Below are 21,053 nucleotides of genomic sequence, written 5' to 3'. Positions count from 1 at the left end.
GGACGAGAGAACTGTTGCATCCGGGCCCCGCCCCAGCAGGCTGGTGCCAGATCACCCGCCCCGTTGTGCCTTGACCCTGCAGAACCGCCGCGATCTGGCCTTCATGGTCCTGGCCGGACTCTTTCTCGGCACGATGGGCATGCTCAACATCCTGGGACTGACCCGTTTTCTCAGCCTCGGCTCCATCGGTGGTTGGCCGATCGTCGTGGCGGTCGGGGCGTTGCCCTACCCGGTCACATTTCTGTGCACCGACCTGATCAGCGAGATCTGGGGAGAGCAGAAGGCCAACCAGCTGGTCTGGGTGGGCCTGCTGCTCAATGGTTGGATCGTGCTGATCCTCTGGCTGGGGGGAGTGTTGCCGGGCCTCGATGGTTATGGCGGCGATGGGGGGATGCCCCTGGCCGACACAGGGGGACGCTTGCCGGTGTTCTTCGAGGTGCGGCGGCTGGCTTTCGGGGCGGTGGGCGCCTCGATGGCGGCATACCTTGCCGCTCAGTTCACCGATGTCCGCCTGTTTCATTTCTGGAAACGGTTCAGCGGCGGCAAGGCGCTCTGGTTGCGCAACAACGGCTCCACCATGGTCAGCCAGCTGGTGGACACCTCGGCGGTGGTGCTGATCAGCCATTACGCCGCCCACGTCTTGCCGGTGCGGCTGGAGGAGCCGGTTCTGCCCCAGCTCGGCTCATTCATCGCCAGCGGCTATCTATTCAAGTTCGTGGCCGCCCTGCTGGACACCATTCCCTTCTATCTGCTGGTCGCCTGGCTGCGTCGCTGGTTGGAAGTGCCCGGCGACGGCGTGGAGCTTGGGGTGCCTGAGCGGGAGGGGCAGAGCAGCTCGCCTTAACTTGAGGGATGTTGCCAGTGGCTGCCCCTTTGTGTCCGAGCTGATCCAGGCCGAATCCGCCAGCTCCGCCGTGGGTGCCACCACCATCGGAGTGGAGCGCTTTCTGCTCGATGGCTTTGCCCTCAGGGAGCAACTGGCTGCTTTTCTTGAGCTGGCTCCGGAGTTGTTGGAGCAGCGGCTGGCCGCCAGTTGCAGCGATCTGGCGGCTCTTCATCCTGGTGCGGTGGATTTCGATCCGCAGCGGGTCGGTGCGTTCTATGAGGAAACGGTCGGTACGGGACACCTCCTCGAGTTAGCGGCCTGGCACCTCGGCAGTGCGGACTACATCGCCGAAACCCTGCGTCTGCAGGCCCGTTTCGCCCGCGGGCAGGTGCTCGATTTCGGTGGTGGAATCGGTAGCCACGCCTTGGCGGCAGCCGCCCTGCCGGCGGTGGAGTGCGTCTGGTTCGTGGATCTCAATCCCCACAACCGCGCTTTTGTGACTCGGCGGGCCGAAGAGCTGGGGCTGAGCAGGCGGTTACGGGTTTGCCGGGACCTGGACGATCCGGCCTTGCCAGACCGGTTCCAGACGATCATCTGCCTTGACGTGCTGGAGCATCTGCCGGACCCGGCGGCTCAGTTGCTCGGATTCGCAGCACGCATGGAGACCGACGCCACAGCCCTGCTCAACTGGTATTTCTTCAAGGGGTTCCAGGGGGAGTATCCCTTCCATTTCGATGAACCGGCCCTGGTGGAGCGCTTTTTTCAGACACTCCAGGACCGGTATCTCGAGGTGTTCCACCCCTTTCTGATCACTGCCAGGGCCTATCGGCTCAGACAGGAACCGCCACATTGATGCGCTTGCGGTTGCGCAGGCTTCGCTTGATGCTCTCGAAGTTCACCACGCCATCCACCAGGGCGAACAGGGTGTCATCGGATCCACGACCGACATTCAGGCCGGGGAGCACCGAGGTACCCCGCTGGCGGATCAGGATCGAGCCGGCACTGACGGTTTCGCCGCCGTAACGCTTCACGCCCAGGCGCTTGGAATTGGAATCCCGGCCGTTGCGGGTGGAGCCGGTGCCTTTCTTGTGGGCCATGGAATCAAACCTGAGAAGGGAGAGAGGAGAGCGGAAACAGACGTAAGGAGCAGGAGCCCTTGGGTTCAGCTGAGGGGCTGGCCGCCCACGGTGATCGACTCGACCATCACCCGGGTGAGTTCCTGGCGGTGGCCGTTTTTGCGGCGGGTTTTCTTCTTGGGGCGCATCTTGTAAACGAGGATCTTGGGTCCGCGTCGATGGGCGATCACCTTGAGGGTGACGGTGGCTTCCGGCACGTGTGGAAGCCCCAGGCGGGTGCCACTGGAATCACGCACCAGGAGAATCTGATCCAGGGTGACGATGGCGTCGACCTCGGCAGGGATCCGGTCAAGGTCGTAGTAACGGTTGGGCTGCAGCCAGAACTGCTGACCGGAAGCCTCGGCGATCGCGTAGGGACCCGGTGCTGCCGGGGATATGCCGTTGGCCAGAGTTCCGTTAGCCGGAAGCTCGTTGGCCGGGACGCCGTCGCCGGCAGGGGTGTTGGTCATGGAAACAGGTGGCGTGGTCAGGCAAATCCCAGAGCGATCGAGGGTGAAGCCACCCCGGCTGTGCTTTGGAATTGTTCAGGCCAGACTCACATCCAGCGAAATCAAGGAATATCCATTCTTGCTCGTCACTCACCCGGTCGTCAACACCTAAGGTCAGCAGCTCAGAGCCGAACGTGGCAGATGGTCCAGCCGGCCCTCACCATCGCATCCCTGCTCAGGGATCCCCTGCTCAGGGAAGCCTGCGGCCAGTGGCTGAGGGAAGGCCGCTACGAGCTGATGGATCTCGGAGAAGAAGCCGACCCGGGAGCGGTTCTTGAGGAGAGATGGGATGGCTTTGACGCCATTCTGCTCGAGCAGGGCCTGCTGAGCGGCGAAACCCTGCGGCGTCTCTGGAGCCTGGGGCTGGTGCTGCCGACCGTCATCCTGGGCCCGGTGACCGGACAGCTTGACTTTCATGCAGCCGAAGTTCACCTTGCCAAGGACCAGCTCCCCCAGCTCAGCTACAGCCTGGACGCTGCCATTTCGCGCTTCCTGCGCCGGGGACAGGTTGCCGAGCCGGAAACGGCCAGCGAGGCTGGAATACCCCAGAAGTGGAAGTTCTCCGACCGCCTCAAGGAAAGGCTCGGATACCTTGGTGTGTTCTATAAACGAGATCCCAATCGCTTCTTTCGGAACCTCTCGGCTCCTGAGCGTGGCACTCTGCTGCAATCCTTGGAGCGAACCTACCGAGACCTGCTGATCAGCTACTTCAGGGATCCGGCGGCAGCCAACCAAGCCCTGGAAAGTTTCGTGAACACAGTTTTCTTCAGTGATATCCCGGTTACCAAGACAGTTGAGATTCACATGGATTTGATCGATGAGTTCTGGAATCTCCTGAAATTCAAGGGACGGAAGAATGATTTCCTCAGGGATTATCGGCTTGCTTTGATGGATGTGCTGGCCCATCTGTGTGAAATGTATCGGCGGTCCTTGCCTCCGGAACCTTTTTTTGAGAAGATTGAAGCGGTTTCTGGTTTTACGGCGGCTCGCCAGGAGATGTGTTGATGCCACCACCAAAGGCCTACATTCTGAAACTGTATGTTGCGGGAAACACTCCGAACTCGATGCGAGCGCTCAAGACATTGCGCACCATCCTCGAATCGGAGTTCAAAGGCGTCTATGCGCTCAAGGTGATTGATGTCCTCAAGAATCCGCAGCTGGCCGAAGAGGACAAAATCCTGGCCACTCCCACCCTGGCCAAAATTCTGCCACCGCCCGTCCGGCGGATCATCGGTGACCTCTCCGACCGTGAGCGCGTGCTAATCGGCCTGGATCTTCTCTATGACGAGCTCTCGGAGACCGATCTGATCGATGGCTCCATGGACTCTCCTGAAGAAACGGCCAAGCCGCCCCTTCTTTGATGGATTTCATCTTTCGAGATTGTCATGCAGAACATCATGCCGAATCCTGACTTTCCAGCTCAGATTCATAAACTCCCTACCGGTGTTGAGGGTCTTGACGATATTCTTCAGGGTGGTTTGCCTACGGGGCGCTCAACCCTGATCAGCGGTACCTCTGGCACCGGAAAAACAATTTTTTCGCTTCATTTTCTTTACAATGGAATTCAAAAATATGATGAGCCCGGCATCTTCGTCACCTTTGAAGAGTCGCCGCGAGATGTGATCCGAAATGCGTCCAGCTTTGGTTGGGATCTTCAATCGTTGATCGACCAGGGTAAACTGTTCATTCTGGATGCATCTCCGGATCCTGATGGTCAGGATGTGGCCGGCAATTTTGATCTTTCTGGATTAATTGAGCGAATTAATTATGCGATTCGCAAATACAAAGCCCGCCGGGTGGCGATTGATTCGATCACGGCAGTTTTTCAACAGTACGATGCACTTTCGGTGGTGCGCCGAGAAATCTTCCGGATGATCGCCAGGCTCAAGGAGATCGGCGTCACCACCGTGATGACAACCGAGCGGATTGAGGAGTATGGAGCGATTGCCCGCTACGGGGTTGAGGAGTTCGTTTCTGACAATGTGATCATTCTGCGCAATGTGCTCGAGGGTGAGCGCCGCAGACGCACTGTGGAGATTCTCAAGCTGAGGGGAACGACCCACATGAAAGGGGAGTTCCCGTTCACGATGGGGGCGAATGGGGTGAGCATCATTCCCCTGGGGGCCATGCGTCTCACCCAGCGTTCATCCAATGTGCGGGTCAGCTCCGGGGTGGCCCGGCTCGACGAGATGTGTGGGGGGGGCTTCTTCAAGGATTCGATCATCCTGGCCACCGGCGCCACCGGAACAGGCAAAACGCTTCTGGTCAGTAAGTTTGTTGAGAATGCCTGCCAGAACAACGAGCGGGCGATCGTCTTCGCCTTCGAGGAATCCCGCGCCCAGCTCCTGCGCAATGCCACCAGCTGGGGCATGGATTTTGAGCAGATGGAGCAGGATGGATTGTTGCGGATCATCTGCGCTTATCCGGAATCCACGGGCCTTGAGGATCATCTCCAGATCATCAAAACCCAGATCAGTGATTTCAAGCCATCGAGAATGGCGATTGACTCTCTCTCCGCCCTCTCCAGGGGGGTGAGCCACAACAGCTTTCGCCAGTTCGTGATCGGCGTTACCGGCTATGCCAAGCAGGAGGAGATTGCTGGTTTCTTCACCAATACATCGGAAGAGTTCATGGGGAGCCACTCAATCACGGATTCCCATATCTCCACAATCACCGACACCATTCTGCTGTTGCAGTATGTGGAGATTCGCGGCGAGATGGCCCGGGCGATCAACGTGTTCAAGATGCGGGGTTCGGCCCACGACAAGGGGATCCGTGAATTCGTGATCACCAGCGACGGGCCGGAGATCCGGAATTCCTTCTCCAATTTCGAGCGGATCATCAGCGGCGTTCCCCATCGCATCACCAACGACGAGCGCAACGAACTCTCGAGGATCGTGCGGGGGGTCGCCGGCGAGGAGCTCTGACTCAATCAATCGTTTGGACTCACTGCAGGCGCTCCCTGGCAACCCTTCAGTGGCTGGCTGCTGAGAGAGCGTGCTGACGGCGCTCCCCGTCGACCCACAGTTCATCGTGGTCGGCATGCTCAAGGGCTAGGTCGAACCAGAAGGTGGTGCCGACACCCTGTTCGCTGACCATCCGGATCCGGCTGCCGTGCTTGTCAAGGATCCCCTGCACGATCGAGAGGCCCAGACCGGTTCCCACTTCGGTGTGAACGGCATTTTCGACCCGGTAGAACCGCTCGAAGATCCGTTGCTGGTCTTCCCTTGAAATTCCAGATCCGGTATCGGCGATCTCCAGCCGAAGGCGGGGCATCGGCGATGACAGGTCGCAGGATGGCCGGGCTGTGCAGGGGGCGGTGCTCGGATCGAGCGGACAGGCATCGGGCCACGGGTAGGCCCTGAGCTTGAGGTGGCCGCCGGCGGCGGTGAACTTGAGGCCATTGCCGACCAGGTTGTCGAGAACCTGCAGGATCAGATCCCAGTTGCCCATCACCCTTGGCAGGTCGGAGTCCACTTCCAGGTCAAGGCACACTCCTTTCTCAATGGCATTGAGCCTGTAGTTGCGAAGGGTCTGCTCGATCGCCGGCCGTAACTCGATCGGCTCCAGATTCCAGATCCGATCCGATTCCAGCCGGGAGAGATCCAGAACGTCATTGACGAGTCGGGTGAGGCGATCCGTTTCGGCATTGGCGATCGCCAGGAACTCCTGGGTTTCCTCCTCGCTGAGCTGATCGCGCAGGTCGTGGAGGGTTTCCACGTAGCTCTTGATGTTGAACAGAGGTGTGCGCAGCTCGTGGGAGACGTTGCTGATGAACCGGCTCTGGGCCGCATTGAGCTCGACCTCGCGGGTCAGGTCCTGGACGGTCATGGCAATGCCCTTGAGGCTTTCACCGCTGACATCCTTGACGCTCTGCAGGACGATCCGCAGCGTGCGGGCCGGCTCCCCGAAGCTGCAGCGAACATCGGCGGTGTCCCTCTCGCCACCCAGCAGGCTGTGCAGCGGTTCCTGCAACTCCATGGCCAGGATCTCGGGCAGCTCATCGCAGAGCTCGTTCCCCTCCAGGTTGCGGCCCTCCCAGCGAAACAGTCGGCGTGCGGCGGGGTTGACCAGCACGATGTTCCCTTCCCCATCGAGCAGGGCGGCACCATCCGCCATGGTGGCGATCAGGGTCTGCTGCTTCACCTGGGCAGCGGTGAGTTCTTCGATGTTGGCGGCGTCGTACACCTCCAGGCGGGATGCCATGTCGTTGAAGCCCTGCAGCAGCTCGCCCAGTTCGCCCCCCACCGGCAGGGAAATGCGGGCCTCGAAGTCGCCCCCGGCGATGGAGCGCACCCCCTCGAGCAGCTCCTTGATCGGCCGGGTGATCGTCAGCGCGTTGAACACCGCCCCGAGAATCACCAGCACCCAGATCGAGATGAACACCGCCACCGTGACTTCGCGGGTGAGGGCGGCACTGGCCAGCACCGCCTCATTGGGATTGATGCCGAGTGCCAGCACCCCGAGGTAGCGACCGTCGCTCACCATCGGCACGAACACATCGGTCACCTGGCCATCGGGGCTGAGGTGCTGACGGATCAGGGGGTTCTGGGGCCGCCGCTGCAGATCGGCGGGCAGCTCCAGCCGGCGGCTGAGCAGCAGCTCGCTGCCACCGTTGGTGGCGCTGATCGGGATCCCCAGATAGATCACCCCATCAGGATCCGCGAAAAAGATGTAGCGAAGGCTGCGGCTGGAGCGCCAGAAGCGCTCGGCCACCGCTGCCAGTTCCCTGTCCCTGCTTTCGGCCACCAGCGGCGTGACGTTGGCGGAAAGCAGCAGACCGAGGTCCCGGGCGAAGCGGGTGTCACTCATGCGGGCATCCCGCTGGATGCTGTGGAAGGCAAAGAATGTGATTCCCGTCATCATCAGGCTCACCACCAGGGTGGCCACGGCGAGCAGCTTGGTCTGGAGGCTGAATTCACCCCACCAGAGCAGGAACGTCCGCCACCAGGAAAGGGCTCCGGTCGTCGGGTTCGCCTCAGGGATCACGGCGGTGCCGGCGGCGGATTGGGGAGCGGCTGGAGTGGCGGCGGTCACGATCGGAACCGTCGTTCGGATGCACCCTAAAGGCTCCTGACCTGATGGCCGATATCCCGGCGGAAGTTGATTCCCTCGAAATGAATCAGCTCCAGGCCGGCGTAGGCGGCGGCGAAGGCGGCGTTGAAATCCTCCGCCTGGGCCACCACGGCCAGCACCCTGCCCCCGGCGGTGCGGCAGACGCCGGAGGAATCCAGCCGGCTGCCGGCATGGAAGAGCTGCCGATCGGCCTCCGAGGAAAGCTCGGTCTCGATCCGATCGCCGAGCCGTGGCTGCTCGGGGTAGCCCGCCGCGGCGGCCACCACGCAGGCGCTGCAGCGTGCCGCCACCGAGAGGGCGGGAGCCTGGTGGAGCTGGCCGGTGGCGCAGGCCAGCAGCACAGCCGCCAGCTCCTCGCCGAGCAGGGGCATCAGGGTCTGGCATTCGGGATCCCCGAAGCGGCAGTTGAACTCGATCACCTTGGGACCATCGGCGGTGAGCATCAACCCGGCGTAGATCACGCCGCGGTAGTTGATTCCACGCTTCTGCAGTGTCCGCAGCGTGGGCTCAAGCACAAGTTGGCGCACCTGCTCCAGGCCGGCGGCGTCGAGCAGCGGTGCCGGGGCGTAGGCCCCCATCCCGCCGGTGTTCGGTCCGGTGTCCCCCTCCCCGATGCGCTTGTGGTCCTGGGCGGGCGGCAGCAGCACCATCGTCGCCCCGTCGGTGAGGGCAAAGACGGATACCTCCGGTCCTGAAAGCCGCTCCTCCAGCACCAGGGGCGCGCTGGCGTCGTCGTCGTTGCCCTGGCTTGAGCATCGGTCGGCGAAGATCGCCTCGATCGCGCTGCGGCAGGCTTCGACCGTATCGGCGACGGTGACCCCCTTGCCGGCGGCAAGCCCATCCAGCTTGACCACCAGCGGTTCGGAACGACCCGCCAGAATGGCCAGGGCTTCCTCCAGGCTTGCAGGGGCCCAGTGGGCCGCCGTCGGCACTCCCGCCTCCTGCATCAACGCCTTGGCCCACTGCTTGCTGGCTTCCAGCCTGGCCCCGTCGGCCCCGGGGCCGAACACCGCCAGGCCTGCCTCCCGCAGCCGGTCGGCCAGGCCGTCGGCCAGGGGTCCCTCCGGACCCACCACGACCAGATCCACCGCCTGCTCGTGGCAGAACCGGATCAGCCCGGCCTGATCGCTGCTGGCGATCGCCAGGGGCTCGCAGCCCGGTTGGCTGGCCGTTCCCCCATTCCCGGGCGCCACCCACACCCGCTCGACGGCGGGAGCGCGACGCAGGGCCCAGGCCAGGGCATTCTCGCGGCCGCCGGAGCCGATCACCAACAGCCGGGATGGAGCGAAGGACGGGCTAGAGGCCTGGGATGTCATCGGATCGATCGGGTAGTGCGGAGGCGGTTCCCTAGGTTGTGCCCCTTGGATCGTCCGCCGTGCCGTTCCTTCTCTACAACTCAGCGGACCCCTGGCGCCGGGTGATCGCCTGGATCGGGGCGTCGGCCCTGGCACCGGCGGGTCTGCTCGGCGCTGGTCTGGCCTCGCTGGCTCAGCCGCTGCCCCTGCCCGTCGAGCCGGCAGTGATCGAGTCGGGTCAGGTGGAGCCGGGTCTGGTGGAGCCGGGCATGGAGGAGACAGTCTTCGCCGCGAGCCTGGCGTCCGCTGATCTGGTGCTGCTGGAAGGGGCCTGTCAGGATTCAGCCCGTTTTGATCGGACCGAACGGTTGCGACTGCTGCGGGAGCGGCTGGTGGCCCTGTGGCCGGCTCCCCAGCCCTTCGGCGTCGTGATCGCCAATGCCAATGCCCTGATCAGCTGCCTGGCACCGGAAGCGGCTCTCGAGGTGCTCGATCGTTTCGGCCCCGGCCCAGGAGTTCAGCGCCAGCAGTGGCTGATTCAGCAGTGGCGCGCGGCGAATGCCGGGCTGAACCACCGCCGCGCCGCTTCGGCCCTGCGGCGGCTGGCGGCAGGAAATCCGGCCAGCCTTGAGGCCATGCCCCTGCCGATGCGGCTCCGGGAGGACGGCAGCCTCGATACCCGCCCGGCCCTCGACGTGCTGGCGGACCACCTGACGACCCTGGGCCGGAACGAGGAAGCCGCGGCCCTGCTGCTGGCGGGACGGCTGCCTGGACGTGTCGCCGCCGAACGGCTGCAACGGGCCGCCCAGTTGCTGGATTCCGTGCCGCAGGCGGAGCGCGATCGGTTGCTGGAGCTGGCCCTGGATCAGGCCGCCGCCGCTGCCGCCTGGGGGATGGCGGCTGAACTGCTTGATCTGCAGAGGGCCATGCAGCAGCGGGCCGGCGGAGATGGAGCGGCGGCGGCGGCGCGGCGGTTGCGGCTGAGTCAGCGGATCGACGATGCCTACGCCGAATGGCGGCTGCGCCAGCAGGACAGCGGCCAGACGGCCCGCGCCGATGACCTGGAGCGGCAGTTGCGTTCGCCCCGGGCGGCCGGGGGGCACGCCGCCAGCCCCGCCGATGGCCCGACTCTCCTCCCTTCACCATGACGACGTATCAGCTCGGTCCCCTGCTCTACGAGGGCAAAGCCAAACGGGTGTTCCAGACGGACCGGGACGACGTGCTGGCGGTGGAGTTCAAGGACGACGCCACGGCGTTCAATGCCCTCAAGAAAGCCCAGCTGCCCGGCAAGGGGCCACTCAACTGCCGGATCTCGGCCCTGCTGCTCGAACGGCTGGCGCTGGCGGGCATCCCCACCCATTACCTGGGCATCGACGGCGATCGCTGGATGCTGGTCCGTCCGGTCCGGGTGATCCCGCTCGAAGTGGTGATCCGCAACGTGGCGGCCGGCTCGCTCTGCCGGCAACTGCCGATCGCCCCAGGCACCGTTCTGGAGCCGCCGCTGCTGGATCTTTATTACAAGGATGATGCCTTCGGCGATCCACTGCTCACCGAAGCCAGGCTGGAGCGACTGGCGCTCGTGACCCCGGAACAGCGCTGTGAACTGGAGCGGCTGGCGCGCTGGGTGAACGCCGAGCTGCGGGAGCTGTTCACCCAGGTGGAGCTGGAATTGGTGGATTTCAAGCTGGAATTCGGTTTCACCACTGATGGTGAGCTGGTGCTCGCCGATGAGATCAGTCCCGACACCTGCAGGCTCTGGGATGGCCGCATCGAGGACCCAACCGACCGCATTCTGGACAAGGATCGGTTCCGCCAGGATCTCGGCGGGGTGATCGAAGCCTATGGGGAGGTCTTCAAACGGGTCCAAGGTGTTTGCCCTGAACCCCACCTCTACCGGTAAGGTCACGCCAATTTGCGGCTTAGCCGCGTTGCCTCGGAGAACCATGGGTGGCACCCGCAACGCCCTGATGCGCCATTCCCTCCCTGACCGGCTCGCTCGCCGCGGCAGTCGCGGCCTGAGGGTGAGCCTGCCGCTGCTCGGGGTGCTCGCCCTGCTCGCTCCTGAGCGGGTGCTGGCCCAGTCCCAGCCTGCTCCAGCCGCCACCGAAGCCGCCCCCCAGGCTTCACCCCCCGCTGCGGCGCCCGCCACCCCGCCGGCCGGCTTCGAGCCGGTCCTGCCAGGCCCTGCCGCCTCCCCGCCAGCGGCCAGCCCGGGCAGCCTGGCGCCGGCGGCACCCGCCGAGCCCAAGGTGCTGATCAGCGAGGTGGTGGTCAATGGCCTTGAGGGTCACCCGGAGCGCGAAAGACTGGAGCTGGCCGTCTATGACGCCATGGTTGTGCGGCCCGGCAGCCGCGTTTCCCGCTCCGAGCTGCAGACCGATCTCGCTGCGATCTATGCCAGCGGCTGGTTCTCGGATGTGCGGATTCAGCCGGTCGACGGCCCGCTCGGCGTGCAGCTGGTGGTGATCGCCACCGCCAATCCCGTTTTGCAGAAGGTGGAGCTCGACACCGCCAAGGCCAAGCTTCCTGCCGAGGTTCTCCAGGACACCTTCGCCGCCGACGTCGGCAAGACCCTGAACCTCAACACCCTGCAGGGCCGTCTGCAGGAACTGCAGAAGTGGTACGCCGACCAGGGCTACTCCCTGGCCAGGATCACCGGCCCCAGCCGCGTCAGTCCGGAGGGTGTGGTTCTTCTGGCGGTCCGGGAGGGAACAGTCCAGGCGGTGGAGGTGCAGTTCCTCGACAAGGAGGGCTCCGCCACCAACGAAAAGGGTGAGCCGATCCGCGGCAAGACCAAGCCCTGGGTGGTCAGCCGCGAGATCTCGATCCTGCCGGGCCAGACCTTCAACCGCCGCAACCTCGAGGAGGACATCAAGCGCCTCTACGGCACCGGGCTGTTTGCCGATGTCAAGGTGACCCTGCGGCCCGTTCCGGCCCAGCCTGGTGAGGTGGTGATCGTGCTTGGGGTGGTGGAGCAATCCACCGGCTCCCTCTCCGGCGGCCTGGGTTACAGCCAGAGCCAGGGTGTGTTCGGCCAGGTGCAGCTCCAGGACAGCAACCTGAGGGGTCGAGCCTGGGATGTGGCCCTCAACTTCACCTATGGCCAGTTCGGCGGCCTGGCCGACCTGTCCTTCACGGATCCGTGGATCAAGGGGGATAAATACCGCACAGCTTTCCGTGCCCGCCTGTTCATCAGCCGGGATGTGCCGCAGATCTACCAGAGCCAGGAAAACGGCAACATCAACACCGCCTCGGATTTCTACGAAGCTCCTGGCACCAGCCTGGCTTACAACATCAACTCCGATAACAACCCCGAAGGCCGGCGCTTCGACTCGGTTGGTGAAGCCGAATCCGATTCCCCGGGGAACAGCTGGTTCGATTACGACGGCAACTCGATCGCGATCCAGCGGGTGGGCGGCAACATTCAGTTCGTGCGGCCGCTCAATGGTGGAAATCCCTTCAGGAAGGCCCTCTGGAGTCTGGTGGTGGGGGCCAGTGCCCAGGAGGTGAGGCCGATCAACTTCGCCGGTGAATCCATGCCCTTCGGTGTGAGCACCAACAACTTCGACGGCTCCGAGGCTCCGATCGAGAACGTGGTCTGCGTGGCGTTCAACTGCGCCACCACCAACCAGTTGGTGGCGGTGCGGGTGGCAGCCACCCGCAACACGCTCAACGATCCCCGCAATCCCACCTCCGGCAATTTTCTCAGCCTCAGCACGGAGCAGTTCGTTTCGGTCGGGCCCGATTCACCCACCTTCAACCGCCTGCGCGGCAGCTATTCCTATTTCATTCCAGTCAATTGGCTGCGGTTTTACAAGGGCTGTCGGCCAAAACCCGGTGAGGCGGCCGACTGCAAGCAGGCCCTGGCCTTCCAGGTCTCGGCCGGCACCAACGTCGGCGACCTGCCCCCCTACGAGGCCTTCTGCATGGGCGGCTCCAACTCGGTGCGGGGCTTCGCCGACTGTGACCTCGGGGTCGGCAAGAGCTTTGGCGAAGCCACGATCGAGTACCGCTTCCCGCTGTTCTCCGTCGTGAGTGGATCGTTCTTCGTGGATGGCGGCACCGATTTCGGCTCCCAGGCCAGTGTCCAGGGCAATCCAGGTGGTCTGCTGGCAAAACCGGGCAGTGGCTTCTCGGTGGGCACCGGTCTGATCGTCACCACTCCGGTCGGTCCACTCCGGCTGGAGGTCGCCAGCAAGGACTTCAGCGGTGATTGGCGCTTCAACCTCGGTGTCGGCTGGAAGTTCTAGCCATGGACTGGCCCAGCGATTACAGCCAGGCCTGGACCCTGGCGGCACCGGTGGAGCGCTCCGGGGTGGGCCTGCACAGCGGCAACCTCTGCCGGGTGCGCCTCGAGCCCAGTGATCAGCCAGGTTTTCAGCTGGGCTGGCTGGATCAGCCGGGCAGCTCTGTCAGCCGGCTTCATCCCGGCCTGGTGTGCGAAACCCAGCTGTGCACCGCCCTGAGGCTTGATCAACGCCGCCTCGCCACGGTGGAGCATCTGCTGGCAGCCCTGGCTGGGACGGGCCTCAGCCAGGTGACGATCCTGGTTGAAGGGGATGAGGTGCCGCTGCTTGATGGCTCCGCACTGTCGTGGGTGGAGGCGATCGCCGAGGCGGGCCTCCAGCTGGTGGGTGAGCGGGAGCCGTTGCAGGAGCTCGCTTCACCGCTCACCCTGCAGCAGGGCCGGAGCTTCGTGACCGCCCTGCCCAGCCTCCAGCCCTGGCTGGGAGCGGCGATCGAGTTTCCCCAGCCGGCGATCGGCCGACAGTCCTTTTCCCTGGAGCTCACGCCTCGGCGCTTCGTTGAGGAGATCGCCCCGGCCCGCACGTTCGGCTTTCGCGAGCAGGTGGAGCAACTGCAGGCGGCGGGGCTGATCAAAGGTGGGAATCTGGGCAATGCCCTGGTCTGTGATGGCCAGCAGTGGTTGAATCCTCCTTTGCGCCTCGAACAGGAGCCGGTGCGCCATAAGCTGCTGGACCTGCTGGGCGACCTGGCGCTGGTGGGCTTGCCTCGAGCCCAGGTGTTCGCATACCGCGGTTCCCATGGGCTGCACACCGCTCTGGCGGCTGCCCTGGCTGCTCACTCCCGATCTGCCTGAAGCCCGTTGACCGTTTCTCTTGCCGGCTCACCCCTGCTCACCAGTGAGCAGATCCTCAATCTGTTGCCCCACCGCTACCCATTTGCCCTTGTGGACCGGGTGGTCGAACATGAGCCTGGTAAGCGGGCGGTCGCCATCAAGAACGTCACCCTCAACGAGCCCCATTTCCAGGGCCATTTCCCGGGTCGTCCGATGATGCCGGGGGTGTTGATCGTCGAGGCGATGGCCCAGGTGGGGGGACTGATCATTGCCCAGATGCCTGAGTTGCCGAAGGGGCTGTTCGTCTTCGCCGGGATCGACGGGGTGCGGTTCCGGCGGCCGGTCGTGCCTGGCGATCAAATGCGGATCAGCTGTGAGCTGCTGGCCATCAAGCATCGGCGGTTCGGCAAGGTGAGGGGAGAGGTCACGGTCGATGGACAGCGCGTCTGTTCAGGAGAACTGATGTTCTCTCTGGTGGACTGAGGCGATGACCAGCGCAGCCGTGGAAACCTCGATCCATCCCACCGCCTTGGTCGATCCCCGCGCCAAGCTGGCTGTCGGCGTGGCGATCGGGCCGTTCTCCGTGATCGGCCCTGAGGTGCAGATCGGTCCCGGCAGCCGGATCGGGCCCCATGTGGTGATCGAAGGCCGCGTTCGGATGGGTGCCCGCAACCGGGTTTTCCCCGGGGCCTGCATCGGCCTCGAACCCCAGGACCTCAAATACAACGGGGCCCCCACCGAAGTGGTGCTCGGTGACGACAACACGATCCGGGAATGCGTCACGATCAACCGGGCCACCGCCGATGGCGAGCAGACCCGGCTTGGCAACGGCAATCTGCTGATGGCCTATTGCCACGTCGGCCATAACTGTGAACTGGGCGATGGCATCGTCGTGGCGAACAGCGTGGCGATCGCCGGCCATGTGGTGATCGGCGATCGGGCCGTGATCGGTGGGGTGCTCGGCATTCATCAGTTCGTCCACATCGGCACCCTGGCGATGGTGGGGGGCATGAGCCGCATCGACAGAGATGTCCCCCCCTTCGCCATCGTCGAAGGCCACCCCGGACGGCTGCGGGGACTCAACCGCATCGGCCTGCGGCGCAGCGGCCTGGCCGAACGGGCCGCCGGTGCCGAACTCAGGCAATTGCAGGAGGTCTGGAACCGCCTCTACCGCGGCGACGAGGTGCTGGTCCAGGCCCTCGCCCGCATCCGCCAGGACGAGCTGCTGCCGGCGGCGGAGCAGCTCTGCAGCTTCCTTGAAGCCTCGATCACCCCCGGACGCCGCGGTCCCCTGCCGCCCCATCGCTGATGGTGCGCTTGCTGATCAGCACCGGCGAGGTGTCGGGGGATCTGCAGGGTGGGTTGCTGATCCAGGCGCTCCATGCCGAGGCCAGGCGCCGGGAGCTCGACCTCGAGATCATCGCCCTGGGTGGGGAGCGGATGGAGAGGGCCGGTGCCCGGCTGCTGGCCAATACCGCGCCGATGGGTGCCATGGGTCTGTGGGAGGCACTGCCGCTGGTGCTCCCCACCCTGCGGCTGCAGCGGCGGGTCGGCAGGCTGCTGCGCCAGACCCCACCGGATGGGGTGGTCCTGATCGACTACATGGGAGCGAATGTGAGCCTCGGTCTCAAGTTGCGGCGCCAGCTGCCGGGGGTTCCGATCACCTACTACATCGCCCCCCAGGAGTGGGCTTTCCGGATCGGCGAGGGGGGCAGCACCCGTCTGATCGGTTTCACCGACCGCATCCTCTCGATCTTTCCCGAGGAGGCCCGCTTCTACGGCGAACGGGGGGCCGATGTGACCTGGGTGGGCCACCCCCTGCTCGACACGCTGGGTGACCTTCCCGGCCGCGAGGAGGCCCGCCGTGAGCTGGGCCTCCTCGCGGAAGAGCGCCTGCTGCTGCTGCTGCCCGCCTCCCGCAGCCAGGAGATGCGCTATCTGGTGCCCAACCTGGCGGCGGCGGCGGCGGAACTGCAACGGCTGCGGCCAGGTCTGCGGGTGATGGTGCCGGCCGGTCAGGCCGCCTTCGAGGCGCCGCTGGCGGCGCTGCTCCGCCAGGCCGGCGTGCAGGCCGAGGTGGTGCCCGCCTCGGACGCCGATCGGCTGCGGCCCGTTCTCTCCGCCGCCGCCGATCTGGCGCTCACCAAATCGGGCACCGTGAATCTGGAGCTGGCCCTGCGGGGGGTTCCCCAGGTGGTGGGATATCGCGTCAGCCGTCCGACGGCCTGGCTGGCCCGCCACCTGCTGCACTTCCGGGTCGACCATATTTCGCCGGTCAACCTGGTGCTGGGGGAGCGCCTGGTTCCGGAACTGCTCCAGGAGTCGTTCACAGCGGCGGCCGTGGTGGCTGCGGCCCTGCCCCTGCTCGATCCCGGTGAAGCCCGTGAGCGGATGATCGAGGGCTATGGGCGCCTGCGCCTCTGCCTCGGTGAACCTGGTGTCACCGGGCGGGCCGCCGTCGAGATCCTCGATCACCTGGCGATGGCGCAGCCGTCAGCAGCGGCGGCTGCGTTCAGCCCGGCAGGATGAGTGGATGGCCTCCACCAGCACCCCCGAGCCGATCCTGCCGATGCAACCGAGCCGAGCCTGGAAGTCCCGGCTGTGGTCAGGGGTCGCCCGTCCGCTGCTACTGGGGCTGCTGCTGCTTGTCGTCGCCGCCGCACCCGCCCAGGCGGCGATCGAGGAGGCGGTGTTCGCCGGCGGCTGCTTCTGGTGCCTTGAACACGATCTGGAGGGGCTCCCAGGCGTGGTGGAGGCAGTGAGTGGCTACAGCGGCGGCTCCAGGCCGAACCCCACCTACCGCCAGGTGACGGCTGGGGGTACGGGCCACCTGGAAAGCGTGCTGGTTCGCTTCGAGACCAGCCGCATCAGCTATCCCACCCTGTTGCGCGCCTACTGGCGCAACGTCGATGCCCTCGATGGGGGCGGCCAGTTCTGTGATCGTGGGGCCTCTTACCGGCCGGCGATCTTCACCAGGGGAACGCGGCAACAGGAGCAGGCCCAGGCCAGCCTTCAGGAGGCGGCCCGGGAGCTCAGGCAGAACCCGAGCTCGATCCGGGTGCAGATCCGTCCGCTGCAGCGCTTCTGGCCCGCCGAGGGATACCACCAGAACTACGCCGAGCAGAACAAGCTCAAATACAACTACTACCGCTGGTCGTGCGGCCGTGATCAGCGGCTCAATCAGGTCTGGGGCAGCAGGGCCCGCAGTTCCGTCCCATGGGCTGGAGCCAGGCCCTGAAGCCTGTTCAGAACGCTTCGATGTGCCTAGGGTGGAAATCCCAGACGGGAGGGTGGCGAATGTATCTACTGACGATTCGCGATGGTTTGACCACTCGGCACATCGGACCCTATGAGAGCCCGAAACAGGCTGCCGACGACCTGGAACGGCTGAGCAGCAGCCTCGGCGAGCGGGCTCGCTGGCAGATCCATGCCCTGGAATCACCCGAAACCCTGCTGGCAGCCCTCGAACCGGTCGCGATCTGAGCGGCAGGATCGAGCTGCAACCGAGCGAAACCGGGGCGAGGCTTCAACGGGCATTCCTGGGGTAGCCCCGCAGCAGGCCGCTCTCCACCATCAGCCCCACGCCGGCCACCACGCAGATCAGCCCGAGGGTGCCATACCAGAACCAGGGCCCGGCCGGCGAGACCATCTGGTTCAGCAGGGCCACCTTCTGCAGGGTCCGGCGGGTCACGGCCTCACCGACCAGGCACAGGCCCATCGGCAGCAACAGCACCCCGAGCTGGGCGCCCAGATACCAGCGGATCTTCTGAACGGCCATGGCCTCGCTCTGGAGCGTCTGCAGCCAACCTAGGCGCGGCCACCCTGGCTCACCCAGTTCACCAGGGTGCGCACCCCGAAGCCGGTGGCTCCGGCCGGATCCAGCCCCCGTCCCTTGTCGCTCCAGACGGTGCCGGCGATGTCCAGGTGGGCCCAGGCCGTGGCCGGGTCTACGAAGTCCTGCAGAAACAGGGCGGCGGTGATCGAACCGCCAGGCCGTGGGCCGGTGTTCTTCAGGTCGGCCACCGGGCTCTTGAGGCCCTCCTTGTAGGAGGCCTGGAGCGGCATGCGCCAGAACTGCTCACCGCCCTGGCGGCCGGCGTCCAGCAGGGCCGCGGCCAGTTCGTCGCTGGGGGACCAGAGGCCGGCGATCTCCTCACCCAGGGCGATCACGCAGGCGCCGGTGAGGGTGGCCAGATCAACGACCGCATCGGGCTCAAGGCGACTGGCGTAGACCAGCGCGTCGGCCAGGGTGAGCCGGCCCTCGGCATCGGTGTTGTTGATCTCGATCGTCTTGCCGTTGGAGGCGGTGAGAATGTCGCCGGGATGGATGGCGTTGCCACTGATCATGTTTTCGCAGGCGGCCACCAGCACATGGACCTCCACGTCGGCCGGCCGCAGTTCGGCGATGGCCCGGGCGGCGCCGAGCACGGCGGCGCTGCCGCCCATGTCGTACTTCATCATCTCGATCTGGGAGCCTGCCGTCTTGAGGTTGTAGCCGCCGGAATCGAAGGTGACGCCCTTGCCGATCAGCACCAGTCGGCGGCTGGCCCCGTCGGCTGGCCGGTAGGTGAGGTGAATGAACTTGGGAGGCAGGCAGGAACCCTGGGCGACCCCGAGGTAAGCGCCCATGCCGAGGGCCTCGCAGTCGGAGCGCTCCAGCACCTTGAGTTCCAGGCCGAACTCCCGGGCGATGGTGGCGGCGGTGTCGGCGAGGGCCTGGGGGGTGACCACGTTCGGAGGGGCCGCCACCAACTGACGTGCCAGCTCCACGCCCGCGCAGGTGGCCTCCAGGCCGGCAAGGCCGGCTGCGGCCGCCTCCGGCAGGCCCAGCAGGGTGACCGTCTGCGGCAGGTGCCGGGGTTCCGGCTCGCTCTTGAAGCGTGGGTCGGTGTAGAGGGTCAGGCGAACCGCCTCGGCCATCAGTCGGGCGGCCATGGCGGGCTCCAGCTCCGCGCTGGGCAGGGCGATGCCGAGCTCGGTGGCCCTGCCGGCGGCTGCCGCCCTGGCAATCGCCGCCACCGCGCTGCGCAGGCCCTGGCCATCGAAGTGGGCCGATTCGCCCAACCCCACCACGATCAGCTGGGCGGGGGAACGATCCAGCAGGGAGAGGCTGAGGGTTTCACCCGGTTTGCCCTTGAACTTGCGATGCTCGAGCAGGCTGATCAGGCCCTCACCGAAGCGGGCCTGCAACAGCTGGCGCGACTCCCCGTCATCGCCCTGGAAGATCCCCACCGCGAGGGTCTCGCCGTCCCATTCGCTCAGGGGGATGGGGGAACAGCGGAACTCCATGGGGCCAGGACTGGGGGCCGTGATCGTAGCGATGCCACCTGGTGCGGCCCTGACCTGGGGCCGGCCGCGCTCAGGCCGGATCGCTGGTGAACGGCGTGGCCCAGCGCTGGCGGGTCTCCTTGTTGAACGGCGGCAGCCAGCGGCGGATCAGGGCCTGCTCCAGGGCACGACGCGACCTGGCTGCCGCTGGCACATCGCACCAGAAGCGGATGCTGAGCCGGGTGGTCAGCTTGGCCTGCAGCATGGCTTCGGCGTAGGCGGACAGGTAGGTCTTGCAGTCGTGCTCTCCTTTCCAGCGAAGCTCGGCCCGGCCGGTTTCGCCCACATAGAGCAACAGGGAGGTTTGCAGGTGGGGTGGCTGGTCGATCACCACATAAATGGCCGCTCCCCCCTGGGGCGGCTGGGGCCAGCGCCAGAACTGCAGGCTCTGGGGGGCCAGGGCGAGGGGGTTGAAGCCGCTCGCCAGGCTTTCGGGGCCCGGAAGCTGGCCGGGGAACTCCGGCGGGAACAGCCAGCCCTGTTCCCGGCAGGGGGCTCCGGCCGGATCAGTGGCTGGCCGGGTTGGATCGAACAGCGGCTGCTGAAAATCAGCCAGCCGCCCCTGCCAGGCGACCAACTGGTGCCGGAGCAGCGGCAGGGCAGTGGTTCCGTCGAGCGGATCCGATCCGGAGCCCGGCTCGAACAGTTCTCCCTGCCGGCCCGGGGCCCGGCTCAACGGGAGGGAGGGCCATCACCGGGCCGGGGCAGATCCGGACCCACCGGCCCCTTGCTGAAGCTCACCTTGCCGATCAGGCCTTCCACCAGATCGGCAGGGAGGGCCAGCCGCTGCTGGAGGTCGGCGAGATCCTGGAACGGGCCCCGGCTGCGCTCCCGCACCAGCCGCTGGCAGCGCTGGGCATCGAGGGGCAGACGGTCGTGGAGTTGCTCCACGCCGCAGCGGTTCAGGTCGATCGGGGCGGACCGGGGCGGGGCGGCATCGCCATACCAGCGGAAGGCGAGCAGAGGTTGCCAGCAGCGGATCCGCTCCTCCGGCAGCGTCAACAGCCGTTGCAGATCCTCGACACCGCTCAGCTGCACGCCACCGGCCTGCAGGCGCAGCAACAGGTCCACCTGGCTGGGGGTGCAGCCGGGCAGGCGCAGCCAGTCGGCCGCCGTGGCCCGGTTCACATCGAGGCGCCAGCCCAGGGCCGCCGCCTGCCGCACCTCCTCGGCGTTGCGGAGCCGCAGGCCGGGATTGCCGGCCAGCTTGAGGGCGAGCAGGTCACGCTCGATCGCCTCGGCCTCCGGCTGGTGCGGGCTGGACGGGGGGGGGGCCGGGCGCCCGGCAGGTGCCGGCAACTGGCCGGTGGCGACCAGAAGCCGGCGGGCCATGCCATCCAACCAGTGCCCTTTGGCCATGGTGGCACTCGCCCAAACGCACGTCTGGACTGAAGTTAGCGGTCATTGCCGCCCGATTACGTCAATCCACACTCCCCTGGAGGCGGTGGGCCGCTCAGAATCAACGGCAACGCACCACGCCTGGCCTCTGCCATGGGATTCTTCGAATCCGAAATCGTTCAGGACGAAGCCAAGCGGCTGTTCGGCGATTACCAGCAGCTCACCCAGCTCGGTGGCGACTACGGCAAGTTCGATCGCGCCGGCAAGAAGCTGTTCATCGAGCGGATGGAGGAGCTGATGGATCGCTACCGGGTGTTCATGAAGCGCTTCGAGCTCTCCGAAGACTTCCAGGCCAAGCTCACCGTGGAGCAGCTGCGCACCCAGCTGGGTCAGTTCGGCCTCACCCCTGATCTGATGTTCGTGCAGATGAACCAGACGCTTGAGCGGATGAAGAGCGAGCTGGAGAAAGCCGGCTGAGCAGCGGCG

At 65.6% G+C, this 21,053-nt stretch carries 23 protein-coding genes; 15 read left to right on the top strand and 8 right to left on the bottom strand.

Annotated features, from left to right (window positions below; all coding sequences use genetic code 11):
- Positions 1-70: 70 nt before the first annotated feature.
- Positions 71-844 carry a queuosine precursor transporter gene (locus KQ307_RS01990; protein ID WP_259726769.1) on the top strand — a complete coding sequence of 258 codons (774 nt, stop codon included), beginning with the start codon at positions 71-73 and terminating at the stop codon, positions 842-844.
- 31 nt (positions 845-875) lie between these two features.
- Positions 876-1,679: a class I SAM-dependent methyltransferase gene (locus KQ307_RS01985; protein WP_399242349.1), complete on the top strand. Its 804-nt coding sequence runs from the start codon at positions 876-878 to the stop codon at positions 1,677-1,679.
- Here KQ307_RS01985 and rpmA read toward each other — a convergent pair.
- Together rpmA and rplU are read right to left on the bottom strand one after the other, a co-directional pair.
- Entirely contained in the window at positions 1,657-1,923 is a 267-nt protein-coding gene (gene rpmA / locus KQ307_RS01980; protein ID WP_259702092.1) for a 50S ribosomal protein L27, read from the bottom strand. The two genes, KQ307_RS01985 and rpmA, sit on opposite strands and share 23 nt — an antisense overlap.
- A 65-nt stretch (positions 1,924-1,988) precedes the next feature.
- The gene (rplU, locus tag KQ307_RS01975; protein ID WP_259726768.1) at positions 1,989-2,411 is read right to left on the bottom strand and encodes a 50S ribosomal protein L21; all 423 of its coding nucleotides are present in this window, start codon (positions 2,409-2,411) and stop codon (positions 1,989-1,991) included.
- Between the two features lie 180 nt (positions 2,412-2,591).
- Between rplU and KQ307_RS01970 the strand changes: the two genes are divergently transcribed.
- The 3 genes from KQ307_RS01970 to kaiC are packed head-to-tail and all read left to right on the top strand — an operon-like array spanning position 2,592 to position 5,377.
- On the top strand, positions 2,592-3,455 hold the full coding sequence (locus KQ307_RS01970) for a circadian clock protein KaiA (RefSeq protein ID WP_259702094.1): 864 nt from the start codon (positions 2,592-2,594) through the stop codon (positions 3,453-3,455).
- A complete protein-coding gene (gene kaiB, locus KQ307_RS01965) occupies positions 3,455-3,811 on the top strand; it encodes a circadian clock protein KaiB (protein WP_259702095.1) in 357 nt (118 codons plus the stop codon). The genes KQ307_RS01970 and kaiB overlap by 1 nt, the downstream gene beginning before the upstream one ends.
- A 24-nt stretch (positions 3,812-3,835) precedes the next feature.
- Positions 3,836-5,377 (top strand): circadian clock protein KaiC, encoded by a 1,542-nt coding sequence (gene kaiC / locus KQ307_RS01960; RefSeq protein ID WP_259726767.1) that lies wholly within the window; start codon positions 3,836-3,838, stop codon positions 5,375-5,377.
- A gap of 46 nt (positions 5,378-5,423) precedes the next feature.
- Here kaiC and KQ307_RS01955 read toward each other — a convergent pair whose 3' ends face one another.
- Positions 5,424-7,439, bottom strand: coding sequence for a cell wall metabolism sensor histidine kinase WalK (locus KQ307_RS01955; RefSeq protein ID WP_259702197.1), 2,016 nt, complete (start codon positions 7,437-7,439; stop codon positions 5,424-5,426).
- 74 nt (positions 7,440-7,513) lie between these two features.
- On the bottom strand, positions 7,514-8,842 hold the full coding sequence (purD, locus tag KQ307_RS01950) for a phosphoribosylamine--glycine ligase (RefSeq protein ID WP_259726766.1): 1,329 nt from the start codon (positions 8,840-8,842) through the stop codon (positions 7,514-7,516).
- A 59-nt stretch (positions 8,843-8,901) separates the two neighbouring features.
- On the opposite strand from purD, the gene KQ307_RS01945 reads away from it, so the two are divergent.
- The 9 genes from KQ307_RS01945 to KQ307_RS01905 all read left to right on the top strand — a co-directional run bounded on the left by KQ307_RS01945 (position 8,902) and on the right by KQ307_RS01905 (position 17,384).
- Positions 8,902-9,969, top strand: a complete 1,068-nt coding sequence (locus tag KQ307_RS01945) for a hypothetical protein (RefSeq protein WP_259726765.1) — start codon at positions 8,902-8,904, stop codon at positions 9,967-9,969.
- The gene (gene purC / locus KQ307_RS01940) at positions 9,966-10,721 is read left to right on the top strand and encodes a phosphoribosylaminoimidazolesuccinocarboxamide synthase (protein WP_259726764.1); all 756 of its coding nucleotides are present in this window, start codon (positions 9,966-9,968) and stop codon (positions 10,719-10,721) included. Before KQ307_RS01945 ends, purC begins: the two co-directional genes overlap by 4 nt.
- A gap of 67 nt (positions 10,722-10,788) precedes the next feature.
- Positions 10,789-13,071 carry a BamA/TamA family outer membrane protein gene (locus KQ307_RS01935; protein WP_399242382.1) on the top strand — a complete coding sequence of 761 codons (2,283 nt, stop codon included), beginning with the start codon at positions 10,789-10,791 and terminating at the stop codon, positions 13,069-13,071.
- A 2-nt stretch (positions 13,072-13,073) separates the two neighbouring features.
- Complete coding sequence (gene lpxC, locus KQ307_RS01930) at positions 13,074-13,922, top strand: UDP-3-O-acyl-N-acetylglucosamine deacetylase (protein WP_259726762.1); 849 nt, start codon at positions 13,074-13,076, stop codon at positions 13,920-13,922.
- Positions 13,923-13,955: 33 nt separating this feature from the next.
- The gene (gene fabZ / locus KQ307_RS01925; protein WP_259726815.1) at positions 13,956-14,384 is read left to right on the top strand and encodes a 3-hydroxyacyl-ACP dehydratase FabZ; all 429 of its coding nucleotides are present in this window, start codon (positions 13,956-13,958) and stop codon (positions 14,382-14,384) included.
- Positions 14,385-14,388: 4 nt separating this feature from the next.
- Entirely contained in the window at positions 14,389-15,210 is an 822-nt protein-coding gene (gene lpxA, locus KQ307_RS01920) for an acyl-ACP--UDP-N-acetylglucosamine O-acyltransferase (RefSeq protein WP_259726761.1), read from the top strand.
- Entirely contained in the window at positions 15,210-16,430 is a 1,221-nt protein-coding gene (lpxB, locus tag KQ307_RS01915) for a lipid-A-disaccharide synthase (RefSeq protein WP_259726760.1), read from the top strand. The genes lpxA and lpxB overlap by 1 nt, the downstream gene beginning before the upstream one ends.
- Before the next feature lie 40 nt (positions 16,431-16,470).
- Positions 16,471-17,139 (top strand): peptide-methionine (S)-S-oxide reductase MsrA, encoded by a 669-nt coding sequence (gene msrA, locus KQ307_RS01910; RefSeq protein ID WP_259702199.1) that lies wholly within the window; start codon positions 16,471-16,473, stop codon positions 17,137-17,139.
- A 59-nt stretch (positions 17,140-17,198) separates the two neighbouring features.
- The gene (locus KQ307_RS01905) at positions 17,199-17,384 is read left to right on the top strand and encodes a hypothetical protein (protein ID WP_259702104.1); all 186 of its coding nucleotides are present in this window, start codon (positions 17,199-17,201) and stop codon (positions 17,382-17,384) included.
- Between the two features lie 43 nt (positions 17,385-17,427).
- Here KQ307_RS01905 and KQ307_RS01900 read toward each other — a convergent pair whose 3' ends face one another.
- From KQ307_RS01900 to KQ307_RS01885, 4 genes are all read right to left on the bottom strand, one after another.
- Positions 17,428-17,679 (bottom strand): hypothetical protein, encoded by a 252-nt coding sequence (locus KQ307_RS01900; protein ID WP_259702105.1) that lies wholly within the window; start codon positions 17,677-17,679, stop codon positions 17,428-17,430.
- Between the two features lie 29 nt (positions 17,680-17,708).
- Complete coding sequence (locus KQ307_RS01895) at positions 17,709-19,190, bottom strand: leucyl aminopeptidase (RefSeq protein ID WP_259726759.1); 1,482 nt, start codon at positions 19,188-19,190, stop codon at positions 17,709-17,711.
- Positions 19,191-19,260: 70 nt separating this feature from the next.
- The gene (locus KQ307_RS01890; protein WP_259702107.1) at positions 19,261-19,905 is read right to left on the bottom strand and encodes a GIY-YIG nuclease family protein; all 645 of its coding nucleotides are present in this window, start codon (positions 19,903-19,905) and stop codon (positions 19,261-19,263) included.
- Positions 19,902-20,588, bottom strand: a complete 687-nt coding sequence (locus tag KQ307_RS01885) for a hypothetical protein (RefSeq protein ID WP_259702108.1) — start codon at positions 20,586-20,588, stop codon at positions 19,902-19,904. Before KQ307_RS01885 ends, KQ307_RS01890 begins: the two co-directional genes overlap by 4 nt.
- Before the next feature lie 132 nt (positions 20,589-20,720).
- Here KQ307_RS01885 and KQ307_RS01880 point away from each other — a divergent pair, with 132 nt between their 5' ends.
- Entirely contained in the window at positions 20,721-21,044 is a 324-nt protein-coding gene (locus KQ307_RS01880; protein ID WP_259702109.1) for a DUF1825 family protein, read from the top strand.
- Positions 21,045-21,053: the final 9 nt, after the last annotated feature.

The sequence above is a fragment of the Synechococcus sp. CS-1326 genome, from assembly GCF_025128115.1.
GTDB lineage: Bacteria > Cyanobacteriota > Cyanobacteriia > PCC-6307 > Cyanobiaceae > Regnicoccus.
The sequence above is the reverse complement of the archived record's forward strand: the minus strand, read 5'-3'. Positions and strand labels throughout refer to the sequence as shown.